This window comes from Nostoc sp. LEGE 12454, assembly GCF_056620565.1.
In genome coordinates this window covers 1-13,242 of record NZ_JBWQXL010000081.1, presented here as the reverse complement: position 1 = coordinate 13,242, position 13,242 = coordinate 1, and the positions used below count along the sequence as shown (strand labels likewise).

Sequence of the window (13,242 nt, the reverse complement as noted above, 5' to 3'; positions counted from 1 at the left end):
CAAGGTTACAGACCAAGAGCTTGATACTATCGCAATCGAACGAAATTCTTTTCATGGTGAGTGGAACTATATTATCAAACCCAAAGTAGTCAGTTAATTGTTCAAGTTATTTTTACATAACTCCTAACGCTGCAACTCTTCATCATCTTGCTATCATCGCTACTAGGCGAGGTCAGCTTGATGAAGCTATAGATATCTTCTCCGAGTCATTGACTATTAAAGAAAATATTGGGGATCAAAGAGGTGCAAATGCCACACGGAACCAGATAGCGGGAATTTATCTTAAGCAAGAAAATCTAGAGGAGGCGCTAAAGCTTTATTATCAATCACTTGATATGCAAGTTCAAATTGGTGATCTAAAAGGGCAGGCAAGCACCTTCGCTAATGTCGCGGTAGTCTACGCCAAAAGAAAAGAACTGCAAGCTGCTTACCACAACTTTCAAAAAGCACTCCAAATCATCGAACGAATTGGTGCTCCGGAAGAAAAAGCTTCAGTGTTACATAACCTAGCTTTCTATATTCACGTCCCCCGGAAAGAGTATGAGCAAGCTGCCAATCTATATCGGCAAGCCCTTGAACTTGAGGAACAGGTTCAGAACGCTTATGCAAAAGCAAAGACAATGTTGAGATTGGCAGAAGTACCCATTGATGACAGAGACAATGATACAGCAGCTTTAAGTTATCTAAACCAGTCACTTGAAATTCTTGATAAAATTGGTTCACCAGAGGTAGTATATGTTAAAAAAAAGATAATTGAGGTAGAAAGTCGGCTAAATAACCGCGAAAACGACTAAAAATAGTGTAAAGCGGAAATATTTGGTGTAGCCAAAAGCTTTGTACAAAAACTACTCTTGATGAATAAAACTCAAGGTCATGTAGAACCGAGACAACAAGGTGGCATAATGCTAGGGAAGCTACCATGAAGTGCCAACTCGGTCAAAAGTATTGACATAATTAGCGTTCAGCCATTAATACTTCTCTTCTAAATTACAGATGCAATCACCGTAATTTTCCTTAACATAGTACCGATTTCTACCAGTGTCGGAACATTTCTCCCCTAACTCGCGAGCATCTTGATAAATTTTTGGCATCAAAAACAGGGAGATGAAGACAAGTTCCAAAACCAAGAATAAAATCGGAACTTTGTATCTCTGCGTGGCACTTCATGACAGGCTCTCTAGCATTACGCCAAGGTGGAGGAATGAAGGCGGAGTTGGATGGATATGAAGCTCAACTAGCTACAATGGTGGAAAAATATCCAAATGCAACATTATGGGAGTACTCTAAATATTAGGGCAAAACCTATAATAATTGGCTAAGTACGAGTACGATGTGTCGTGCATTGCAAAAACTTACACTAAAAAAAAGAGAGCATTTAAAAACTGGTTTACAAACTGCTATTACTGTATGTACCTCATAAACCTGCAATACGCTGTATTTAATCTATCTCCCCTCATTCGTGACTAGTTAGAGTTTCATACGATTTGTCAATGAGTAACAATACTTGAATTATTTAAGTAATTTATATAAAAATTACAACTCAGGCAACCATTTCATATAATCTTTACATCTGTCTCTACCAAAATATTGCTAAAGTTCTGTTACTAGGTTAATTTGATACCTGAAATTTGAATCAATATTAAACATAATTGCTTATTGGCTTTAGCAGCGCTATCTTAACCTGTTACGAATGATCTTCCTTTGTTTTGCCTAAAGGATTCTAGCTTTTGTGAAATATGGATAATCAATATAGAGACGAAACTCAACAAGATGAGAACTCCTCTGGAGATTACTCCCAGTTGCAATCATCTGTTTTGAAAGCGTTACATAATAATATAATTCCTTCTGAGATGGATCTGAATGATCAAAATGAAATCACCAATACTCAATCTCTTTTGTCCACTCCGTCTTACAATCAGGAGGATAGCTCGAATCCTTTCGCTGACACAGAGAGTCACATTTATCAAATTCGAGCCCAGAGTTCTAATGATTCTGTTATGCATTTTGGCAGTTTAAATACTGACAATAATCCCTACACTGACAATAATCCCTACACTGACAATAATCCCTACACTGACAATAATCCCTACACTGACAATAATCCCTACACTGACAATAATCCCTACACTGACAATAATCCCTACATAAAAGCATCTACTCATTTCGGTGAAATTGGAGATTCCTACTTAGGCAATACTGGCGAGCCTCAAATTAGGGCAATGAGTAATGATGCACAAGAATTCCATCAAATTGACTAATTATAATTTTGATAATCAAGACAGCCGTCATAGCGACTCTCTTTCCACTTGGGCTTAGATCGGATTCTGATTCTGATCAGTGAATTAAGAGTACGTCTACTCAATCTGGTCAGTTAATACATAACAGCGTCTAACGAAGTTTTCTATGATAACTCCAACAACTCTTCAATTAGTTTATCCTGCTGCCATCGTTATCAGTAATGTTATTGGAAAGATTATCGACTATAAGTGGTTACAACCTCAAGGATATGACAATCGACAGAAAGAATTGGACAAGCAGCGTCAGTTGCGTTTAGAGGAACTGAAAAATCAATACGAAAATAATGTTGTTATGTCACTTTTCAATTCTGAGATGAGACTTAATGAACAAGATATTATTGAGCAATTAAGAGCAAGTTATTCTATCTGGACGAGCAAGGCTCAAAAAGATTTAGCTAAGGAAGATGTAAACAGTCCATTTTTTGATGGAACAGAAACGACTTACAAAAACTTGAAAGACTTGTATGAACGAACAAAGCTTCCAATCATCCTGGTATCTGCTTTTTGGGATGATACTAAACCGTTAGAAATTAATGATCGAGGCGGCTACGTTGATTTCCGAAATGCTTTCAATACTTCTTACTGTCAAGTCTCTTGGCAGAATCTCGCATCTAGACAGGATGGTTATTTCAAGAGACCTTTATACAAAACAGATCGTGATATTAATTTTATCTACAGCGTACTATCAGAGATTCCAACTATCTTAATCCATGGAACAATTCAAGGGGGGCATGATCCTCGTCAATTCGTTCAAAGAATTCACCCTAGTCTTACATTTTGGAATTTATTTTCAGATCAAGAAGTCGGTTATACAAGCTTGGGTTTGAGTTTTTTCCCTTTTCAGGTTCCTCCAGGCATGAATGAACCGAATAATTATACTTACCAAGTGGGAAAGTATAGTTTAGATTTGCAAGATATAGTAGGTAAATACCTCACTCAATCTGTGGGACTGCTCAGTTCTTTTTATCATTTCTACCACTTTGATATTCGTCCAGATCTACAAAAATTTCAGCTACAAGAAGTGCAAGAATTAGAGAGTTTATCTCTTCAAGTAAATGAGCTTTATGAGCTTCTTTCTCAAAGAAATCCTGACAAAATAGCATATTATAAGCTTGAGGAATCCTCATTATATTTAAAAAATAAAATAGGAGAAGTTAAAGGGAAGGGAAGTTTCATAGGGGATCACAATTCTAAAAAAAAGTTGGAATCCATTGAAGTCCGTTCCTGGTTCACTAAACAACTCCAAAGGCTAAAGAACACAATTGCCCAATTTGATCCGCCAGAGGAGAAAGAAGAAGCATCAAAAGCTTTACCCTTGCCTTTTGTAATCAATAGTTTAGAGAAAGAGATTGACAGATTAAAAAATGAAAAATTCCGATTTTTGGTTATTGGAAATTCTAATTGCGGTAAAAGTACAATTCTTAATGCTTTTTTAGAAAGGAATTTGCTTCCAGTAGGAGGAGCGCCTTGTACAGCAATCCCTACCTTTGTAAAATATGGTGAGGATGAAGTAGTATTAGTTCACAAAAAAGATGGCTCAGTAGAACGTTTGAGTTTTGATATATATCAAAGGGATTATACGCTCAACTCAACAAAAGTTAGGGATTACACTAAGCGATTGTTTAAGTCAGTAAGGGAATGGCTAAACACTCTAGACTATGCTGAATTTTATTGCCCGATTGAAATACTGTTAGATGGGGTAGAGTTTATCGATACAAGAGCGTTAAACTCTGTGGAAGAAGAAAGAGAAAAAATATTTTCGTATATTCCACAATGTCATGCGATTCTCTTTGTCTTAGCCGCAGATCAGCTATTTACTCAGCAACAAAAGTACGATCTAAAAGAATTGCTCAGAGGCAAAAAAGAAGTTGAGGAAGATGAATCCCAAAAACAACTTTTATTTAAGAGAGCTAATCTCTTGAACGATTTGAATAATAAGTGTGTTAGACCAATATTCTATCTAATTAATAAGTGGAGTTTCTTTGAAGAAGAAGAGAATAAGAGAGAAATACATGAGTATTTTGCTGAAATAATTGGTGAGTGTTTGGATATAGAAAAGGCAAAAGTTGAAGAAATGTGGGGAGATACGATATTTGATATCGATGCCAAGACAGCTTCAAAGCAAATAGAACGAGGCAAGTTACTTGATAGTGCTGGGCTTAGAGAACTTCAAAATAGACTGCGCTCTTTTCTAACTAATGATCGCCTAGTGACCGAATTATCTCAAGCTGTTTGTATCGCTGAAATTGTAGTCAACCAATTAGTCTCACAACTTGATGATAAGTTACTTCCTCTAGAATCTTCTAATTGTTTAGAAACAGAACATAAAACTGAAGTAGAAATGTGCATGACGGCAAGTTGCTACCAACAGTTGGAGTATACACTACAAACAAGGTGACAGCTAAACCTGTAGATGACAAATTGTTACCAACAGTTGCAGCCCAGACTACTAACCTGGCTCAAATTTGGCTTTCTGTGATAGATATAGCTAAACCCAGCAATCAAAAGCTGTTGGCTCATGCAAATCTCGTTAAATTGCAAGGTGACAAGGCAATTTTAGAGGTTACACCAGCTTACCTCAAGAAGTTTGAGAGTAGTAAAGAAGCGATTGCTAAAATGCTGCAACGAGCTACCCAAAGTCAACAACCAATGACTGTGTTAATTAAAACTGCCAACAAGAGCAGTAATGGGAGGGTAAAAGCATGATTGTCTTGCTGACAGGCGACGACCAACACGCTATTCAGGAACAGCTAAACCAATACAAAGCAGAGATTGATTCCCACTGGCTCACACTTTGCTATCACCGATTTCCAGCCGATCGCCTTGACCAAGCTATCAGCGTAGCTCGCACTCGTTCCCTGACTGGTGGTAAAAAACTGGTGATTGTCGAAAATTGCCACCTCAAGCAGTGGGGTGATACTGAGTTAGAAACTTTGCAGCAGCTTGTTCAAGTGCCTGAATTCACAATTCTGGTGTTTGTCGCCACCAATGTAGATAAGCGCCTGAAGATTTACAAACATATTGTCAAGTATGCCAAGTTGTTTGAGTTTCTATTGATACCACCTTGGCGTACTGATTTGATTGAGAAGGCGATCGCAACTCAGGCTAAAAAAATCAAGCTAGTACTGTCAAAGGGTGCAGTGGAATATCTAGCAGAAGCAATTGGTAACGACATGACCCGTGCAGCCACAGAGTTACGCAAACTGTATATTTATGGTAAGGGCAGACAACTTGAGCTTGCAGAAGTAAAAGAGTTAGTGCCATGTCAGACTCAGAATAGCCTACAACTGGCATCTGCTATTCGCCAAGGAGAAAGCAATCAGGTTTTACACCTGCTGGATGATTTACTGTCACGCTCGGAACCATTAATGGTGATTGTTGCTACTCTCCTAACGCAGTTTAGAACTTGGCTGTGGGTTAAGTCTGCGATCGCTTCTGGGGTTAAGAAAGATAGTGAATTAGCTCAACTATGCAATATCAGCAATCCTAATCGCATTTACTATTTGCGTCAGGAGGTAGCAAATACAAGCATTAACGCTTTAGCTAAAGCACTGACTATGATGCTGGATTTGGAGATGTCTATTAAGAGGGGTGCTGAAAGTAAGGATTTACTGCTAATAATTCTTAGTGTTAGCAGGTTATTTAAGTTAACTTAATCAACATAAAGTTGACTGAGAGTTTTGGATTTTGGATTGTATATTTGATTTCAGTCTAAAATCCAAATTCACTAATAATGATATTAGTATCTAACAAAACTTTCACAAGTTATGTTTCTCGTTTTAGGAATAGGACGTGCTGGCTCTCTTGAGAATATTGGTATCAAGTAAGTATTTCAAGCTCATAGTTCAATTTCTCTGACCACACTGCGCTCTCGTAAGTCAGCGAAATCATCATCAGTAAAGATAATCCCCTCGCTTTGGATTACGCTTCTAAATTTTTGTAATCCCTCCCAAAAATTATCCCCTCTAGATTCTTCATTTTTTTTACGGATAACCTCAAATAAATAGTCCCGTTCTTCTGTAGGCAAACTTTCAATAGAATTAATAATTTCTTGTAAATTCATCAGAGAACCTCCTCGAAAGTAAACCCTAACTTTGCTGACTTCTCTATATCCAAAGCTTAAGCCTCTATTTTACCATTTAATAAACTTCATCATGGCTGCCAATATCAATCAATAAAATAACCATTTCTAACAACTTCTCATCCTCAGACAAATTAAAGATAATTCTACAATCATAAGCAACAGAACAAGACCACAGCCCCGCTAAATTTCCTGTTAACTTATGAGACTTCAAAGACGGTGTAAATGGATCATCTGCCAAAAGCCTTAATACATTAACAATTTGATTCTTTAATTGCGGGTTTTTCTTTGTAATCTTCCTAAAAGACCGCTTAAATCCACTACTCCAGACAACTTACATCATCATCTCCTAGTAAATCAGCGATCAAATCATCAACGCTTCCCCTATGAGCTGTCCCATCCTTAAAAGCCTGCATCACTTCCTGAGCATTAGCCAAAATTTCAACCCGCCGATTCTCAATTCGTTGCTGGCGAAGAAACTCAAATAAATACTCTCGATCTTCTGTGGGCAAACTTTCAATAGAATTAATAATTTCTTGTAAAGTCATCATAGAACCTTCCAATCAAGTAAACTCTACCTTTACTAACTCTATTTTATAGCGGTTATCGATTGGATGAGAACACCAAAATCCTTGCTGTAAAATCATTTCAGCAAAGTTTTTGTATCTCACTGAACTGCACACCGCTATAATCTCTATTTCCATCTCTATTTCCATTGCCTCAGCCTCCTACATTTAGCCAATTTCCGCAAAAATATGATACAAGTATCGGGCGCAGTGAGGGCAGAAGCAGCGATTAGCGTAGGCGTAGGCCGCCGCAGGCATCGCTAGGGTAATTTTTACTCATCAGCTTGCGTCAGATTATTTCAAATTTTCTTTCTTGCTGTGTAAGTACGATTGAAAATATAGTCCGAATCATGCCTAAATCTGCCTTTTATATAGTTATACTTGACATATCTTCGCTGGTAGATATGCTCTATATCCGAAGATAAACAGAATCTATACGGAGACTACCTTCAGAGAAAAGTTGCTTGGGATTAGAAATATCAATAAGTGTAGCTTGTTGAGTTCCAGCATTATAAACCCGATATATATGGAAGTTTTCTCCCAAGTCATAAGCCAATTTCCATTGACTCCCTGATAGCTTTATCAATTTCTTTGCTCCAGGTTGACTAGACTTAACCTCTATATAATCTTCTTGACCATTTTCAATTAATTTTATATCATACCCTTCTGTCTCTTGAACTTCATTTAGCCACTGAACTTCAACTACTAATTGACTATTAATTTTGATAGAAAATCCGTATTTATTTTCGTCTAACTTTCCTTGGGGATACTTAGCACCAAACTTTCGCCTTAAATATTCAACAGCAAATTTCTCACCCCAGATCCCACTTAATTGAGGCTTTTCACTTGGCTCATCTCTATCTATTATTCGTAGTTCTCTGATTAATTGAATAGTTGGTTGATTTGAAGATAAGTTTGATTCACTACTACTAAAAAAACTACTATCTGAATTAGGTACATTTTTAATTAACTCAGTTACATCATGGGTAATGATAGCTTCAGTAACCCTGCCAGTGCTAAGATATGCTTGAGATGTAATTTCTGTTTTTATCCACTGAACAGCCTCAAATTCTGTAATGTCTTTAGGTTCGCACTCAGGTAGCCATTGATCATCATCAACTTCATCTTTGGGAAATCTAGTTGTTAATTCTGATTTAACAGAACGGTTATCTGGGTCTATTTTTTGATGTTTGTTAGCTGTAGATTCAATTTCTTTATCATTTTCTGCTGCTATTTCTATAAGGTTAGTTTCTCCTAGATAAATATTTGAGCTTTCAAACCACTGCCTTTCTTCATTAGGTAGTAGTTGAATATTTTTCGCTTTCATTAAGCTGTCAATTTTATCTAATGTTCTTTTCTCAAACAGCGAAATCAAGAAATCATCTAACCCCTTTGGATTACCAAATAAGTGAGAAATTTCCAAGGCTAAATAATCCGTATCTGACAAGCTATTGGATTGGATGTAGAGATTTCCATTATCCAAGAAAGCACTTCTCTGAGTATAAGCTGATTGCTGATCAAGAATATATTTAATTTGCAGGTTTTCCACCCTGTAACACACTAAATCTTTGAGTTGTATTAGAGTGTGATTGGTTTTAAGCTGTTGGTAAATTGGGTGTTCTCTGTCGTAAAGATAACGTAAAATGTAAGGTGTCAAAGCTTTAATTTGCTCAGTTAGGCTTTCTTCCTCAACTTTTGGTACTTCTCCAATTGCTAATTCAGTCTTAATAATCTGAGAAAGATAGCGAATACCAGTCACTTTGATGAAGTGTTGAAGTTTCGGATAATAATTTGAGGGGAGTTTGAGAAAAGCTATTTGAGGATTGTCTTTAAACAACTCATAAACCTTATCATTATCATTTATCAAAACTTTACTAGCTGTAGAGAATGTTCTTTTATTTGTCCAAAATATTTTTTCAATGATAAAGGTTTTCCACCAATCTTTTAATTGGATATCTGGTTTATTTAATTCCTGATAAATTTTGATAACTATTTCTTCATGTTTTTCATCAAGCTCTTTTTTACGGGATAATGCCAGCAACCAATCAGCATAATCTTTGGGATCAGTTATTTTATCTTTTATTCCCAAGTCTTTAATAAAATCTGGATTATTGAGAGTAATAGCTAAGTATGGAACGCTATCTCCTAGTATTGCGCTTGTTTCTGTTTTATCCAGAAAAATTTCAGAAGGATTAGCTAACTTGCCTTTTGTAGTAGGCAGCCAAGCTACTGTTTTAATTTTAGTAAACCAGTCTGCATCATTAGGACTGTTGGGATAAAAACTGCCATTGGCGTAGAAATAACGTTCCCAAGATTTATATTGCTTGTAATAGCTCCAATTGCTATCTAAAAGTTTAGCCAATTTCTGATTTTTTTCTTCATCCCTGGCTTCCAAAATTTTTAATATGTGCAGCGAACTATAAATATTGTATTTCTGGGAATAATGATGGCCATTATTAGACTTGCCGTATGCAGTTTCTATTTTGACATCTATTTTTGGTACAGTATGTACTCCTAGCTTAATAAAAAACTCTCTCCACTCTCTAATTTTTTCTGCTTTTTCGCTAGAATTTTTAATTTGCATTAAATCTTGAATATACTCTGAGGATACAAACCAGACATCTTGTATTCCTGATAATAATGTTTCCAATTCATTTGGATTCCCATAACTAGCAGGAAGGTAAATTTTTGCTGGACTTAAATAGCTATTTTTATCTGTTTTTATCAATAGCGATTCTTTCAAGCTTTTTAGAGGATCTTCTTTGGAATACGAGTAAGAATAAGGATTTCTAATTTTATTAAACTCTTTTTCGTATTCCGATAAGTTTTCTTTAATGTAACAAATATATAAAAGCTGATTAACTTTCCTTTCCCAACTATCTCCTTTGTAAAGGGGTAAAATATGATTTTCGATAATTTCATAACACGAAGCTTTCTGAACACCCAATTTTTTGAGAAATTCTGTTACAGCAGGATTAGAAGTTGATTCTAGGAGTGTTATTTTAATAAATTGAAGTTTAAATTCATATTCTCCCGTATTATTTAGTGGGAAAAATATTGATGTCTCAGCAGTTGAAGCTAATTCGTTATTCTCTAAGGGAATAATCTTTAATTTCTTAATTCTTGGTAAATCAGAGTAATCGTTTAAATTACAACTTTTTAAATAAGTATAGAGTTGTACAAACCAATTATCACTTTGTTTCTGTAACCATTCATTATTCTGTAAACACTGCAATAAATCATCAAAGCTAAATTTTTTAACTCCAAGAGATTCGAGAATAGAGGTTTTAGCCTTAACTTCAGGGTGGATATACTCTTTGTTAAGTAGCTTTTGTAAGTCAGCATTAGAAATTAACTTCCTAATTTGCTCATCTACCTGCACAACATGAGAGGGAATCTGCCATTTTCCTGATTCAGTTAAAATACATTCACTAGTTTTTAGTTTATTGTGAATCTCGCTAACTACAGGAATAAAAAACTCATCCTTAATTTCGCTATTTAGTGGAATATAGTTATAATAGCTTTTTTGCAGATTACTATCTTGTTTAAATTCCTCTACAGCTAGTAAAAATGTAGTTGCAATGTTATCTCTGATCCATTTATTCCATTGTGTATCTTTATGAATATCTTCCCGGTTAGCTGGAACTAGAAAATCAGCTTGAATCAGAAACTTAAATCCGTAGCTGCGAGTAGGAAGAAAAGCAAAAACTTTTTGTTCTAATCTTGTATCTGCTGAACCATCCTCTTGCAAGCTAAACGCAAGAATTAGCTCAGTAGATTTAACATTTTCTCTTTTTGATTCCTGAATATGTTCCGGTACAATTAAATTCTTTTTAAGCAAATTATAACAATGCTTATTCTTTATTACTTGTCTAGGTTTTTCTGTCTCTATATTTCCATTTTCATTTATGATTAATTCACTAGTTTCTTCTATCTCTATATTTCCATTTTTATCTAAGCGTGTGATTTGGTGAGATTCATTATTAACTCTATTCTCGATTGTGACAGTTTTAAGTTGGCGGAGAAAGAGAATTAATGTATGTTCAATTTCACCTAACTTACCTAACTCATCTTTAGCTGATTCTCGAAGTGGTAAAATAATATTGGTTAAAGTTGAATCAACATATTTAGGAATTGCTTCAATCCAGTAAGGAGTAACAAATCCCAGTTGATTCTCATTATCTTGGCGCTTAAAATGGAACTGAAATCCATTGGAAAAGATTTGAGGTTCATCACTGATACGGAATACCGATTTAAATCCTATTCCTTTTTCACCAATATATCCTTCTACCTTAGTTTTTGTACTACGTCCTACATTACAGATTGCTCTGACATTATCCTCACTAAATCCAAGCTCATTGTTTTGAACAATAATTTTTTGCGGTTCTATTGTCAAGTTTAGTGTAGGAATTACTCCACCTTGATACTGGTTATCATCTGCATTTTGAATAAGTTCTAAAACAAAATGAGTTTCTTTAGAATAAAGGTCTACTGAAAGTCGTTCAAGTGCGCTGTTCAAACTTCTTCTGAAGCTGTCAATAACTCCTTGAGCGGCTTGGTCAGTCTGTAAACCAATGCCATAAGTGTTTTTACGGATATCTTCAATAATCTGTTTGGGGTTAACCATTTATTAACTCTTTTGTCTAATTTCTGATACAAAACTCAAAATTTACCTTGGGCTGGAGATAAATTCGTACAATCTCTCAACTTCAATACTACTCTACGCAAATGATGTATTCCAGAAACGCCTCAAAAAATTTTTAGTCATCAGCTGCTGATGTGAGAACAAATAATTTATTTGATAACAGAAGTAGCTAAAAATACCATCTATCCTAATTTAATATCACTCCCCCAATGGGGGATTTTTTAGGGCAATGAGCGAAAAACACCGCCATGAACACGCCCAATTATAGTGCCTTACTACAAAGCTTTTGGACACCACCTCGTACACCCATTACAGAAAATTCCAACTCAAATAACCATCTTACTGAACCAACAGATATTGCTGAATTTCTAGGTGAAGATTTACTATGGCAACAGACTATCCCTGCCAAAGAACCTAATCTGAAAAATATCCCTAATGACCTACCAAATAAATTAATTAAAGCACTTCAATCATTAGGAATCACCCAACTTTACTCTCACCAACTTCAAGCATTACAAGCAATTAGACAAGGTAAAAGTTTAATCCTCACCTCTCCCACAGCCAGTGGCAAAACTCTCAGCACATACCCCGCCATTCTGGAAGGTTGTATCAATGAAGAACATCGAGCATTAGCATTTTATGGACTACGAGCTTTAGCGCTAGACCAGTTCCACAAAATCTCTGAACTACTCTCTACCATACCCACACAATCCAGACCTATACTGGCAATGATCGTTGGAGATGTCAAATCAGAAAAACGAGAACAAATCCTCAAGAGTGAACCGCATATATTAGGTGTCACACCAGAATTAATCCACTTTCAACTCAAGCAAGCCTGGAAATCCGCGCATTGGGCAAACTTTTATCAGCGATTGCGCTATGTACTGCTTGACGAAGCTCACACCCTATCAGGTAGCTATGGCGCAAATATGTCCTGGCTGATTCGTCGCATTAAACTAGCAGTAGATCATTACGGTGGTGACTCCAAGAAACTGCAATTTATCTTACTGAGTGCCACTTGTGGTAATCCTAAACAACTGGCTCTGAAAATCTCCGGTTTGAAACCAACTAAACTCAACCCCAAACCCCTAATTTGGATTCGCAAAAGTGGAGCAGCTTCACCATCTAGACAAATAATTATCACTCAGCCCAGTTACAATCTAACTGCTGACACCGCTCGAATAATTCAATTTTTACTCAATCAAGGTAAGTCAGGTATCGCCTTTTGTAACTCCCGTCGCAGCGTGCGCGAACTAACAGAATTACTCAAATCAAACCAAGTAGCCGCTTTCTACAGTGGCATAACTTCTGAGCGTCGGGCAGAAGTAGTTGACCAACTCCAGTCTGGCACAATCAAATGGATTATTGCCACAGAAGCATTAGAAGCTGGAATTGACCTACCAGAATTAGAATGTTGCATTTTGCGTGGCTGGCCTGGTTCAAAAATGGCATACCAGCAACGCAGTGGCCGCGCCGGACGTTCACAACCAGGACTGACAGTGCTGCTTCCCAATGCTCTCAATCCCATTGACTGCTATGTAGCAGAACATCCAGAAATGCTGGTATCGCCAGAAGCTGAGGAAGTCTTCTTTAACGACGAATATCCCATCTTTGCTGCTAAACATTTGATGTGTGCAGCCGCAGAAACTGGTA

At 36.4% G+C, this 13,242-nt stretch carries 11 protein-coding genes; 7 read left to right on the top strand and 4 right to left on the bottom strand.

Annotated features, from left to right (window positions below):
- Positions 1 to 116 precede the first annotated feature (116 nt).
- The 6 genes from AC1F2U_RS33720 (at position 117) to holA (ending at position 5,953) form a co-directional block, all read left to right on the top strand.
- Positions 117 to 794, top strand: a complete 678-nt coding sequence (locus AC1F2U_RS33720) for a tetratricopeptide repeat protein (RefSeq protein ID WP_480265099.1) — start codon at positions 117 to 119, stop codon at positions 792 to 794.
- Positions 795 to 1,165: 371 nt separating this feature from the next.
- Positions 1,166 to 1,294 (top strand): hypothetical protein, encoded by a 129-nt coding sequence (locus AC1F2U_RS33715; protein WP_480265097.1) that lies wholly within the window; start codon positions 1,166 to 1,168, stop codon positions 1,292 to 1,294.
- 442 nt (positions 1,295 to 1,736) lie between these two features.
- Positions 1,737 to 2,258 carry a hypothetical protein gene (locus AC1F2U_RS33710; RefSeq protein WP_480265096.1) on the top strand — a complete coding sequence of 174 codons (522 nt, stop codon included), beginning with the start codon at positions 1,737 to 1,739 and terminating at the stop codon, positions 2,256 to 2,258.
- 145 nt (positions 2,259 to 2,403) lie between these two features.
- Positions 2,404 to 4,695, top strand: a complete 2,292-nt coding sequence (locus tag AC1F2U_RS33705) for a dynamin family protein (protein WP_480265095.1) — start codon at positions 2,404 to 2,406, stop codon at positions 4,693 to 4,695.
- Positions 4,692 to 5,003 (top strand): hypothetical protein, encoded by a 312-nt coding sequence (locus tag AC1F2U_RS33700; RefSeq protein WP_480265094.1) that lies wholly within the window; start codon positions 4,692 to 4,694, stop codon positions 5,001 to 5,003. Before AC1F2U_RS33705 ends, AC1F2U_RS33700 begins: the two co-directional genes overlap by 4 nt.
- On the top strand, positions 5,000 to 5,953 hold the full coding sequence (holA, locus tag AC1F2U_RS33695; RefSeq protein ID WP_480265093.1) for a DNA polymerase III subunit delta: 954 nt from the start codon (positions 5,000 to 5,002) through the stop codon (positions 5,951 to 5,953). Before AC1F2U_RS33700 ends, holA begins: the two co-directional genes overlap by 4 nt.
- 182 nt (positions 5,954 to 6,135) lie before the next feature.
- On the opposite strand, the gene AC1F2U_RS33690 is transcribed toward holA, so the two are convergent.
- The 4 genes from AC1F2U_RS33690 to AC1F2U_RS33675 form a co-directional block, all read right to left on the bottom strand.
- Positions 6,136 to 6,360, bottom strand: a complete 225-nt coding sequence (locus AC1F2U_RS33690) for a hypothetical protein (protein ID WP_480265092.1) — start codon at positions 6,358 to 6,360, stop codon at positions 6,136 to 6,138.
- Positions 6,361 to 6,436: 76 nt separating this feature from the next.
- Entirely contained in the window at positions 6,437 to 6,673 is a 237-nt protein-coding gene (locus AC1F2U_RS33685; RefSeq protein ID WP_480265098.1) for a type II toxin-antitoxin system RelE/ParE family toxin, read from the bottom strand.
- A gap of 25 nt (positions 6,674 to 6,698) precedes the next feature.
- The gene (locus tag AC1F2U_RS33680) at positions 6,699 to 6,929 is read right to left on the bottom strand and encodes a hypothetical protein (protein WP_480265091.1); all 231 of its coding nucleotides are present in this window, start codon (positions 6,927 to 6,929) and stop codon (positions 6,699 to 6,701) included.
- A 424-nt stretch (positions 6,930 to 7,353) separates the two neighbouring features.
- Positions 7,354 to 11,571 (bottom strand): protein NO VEIN domain-containing protein, encoded by a 4,218-nt coding sequence (locus AC1F2U_RS33675; protein WP_480265090.1) that lies wholly within the window; start codon positions 11,569 to 11,571, stop codon positions 7,354 to 7,356.
- Positions 11,572 to 11,837: 266 nt separating this feature from the next.
- Here AC1F2U_RS33675 and AC1F2U_RS33670 point away from each other — a divergent pair.
- A partial coding sequence (locus AC1F2U_RS33670; protein WP_480265089.1) for a DEAD/DEAH box helicase occupies positions 11,838 to 13,242 on the top strand: 1,405 nt, incomplete at its 3' end.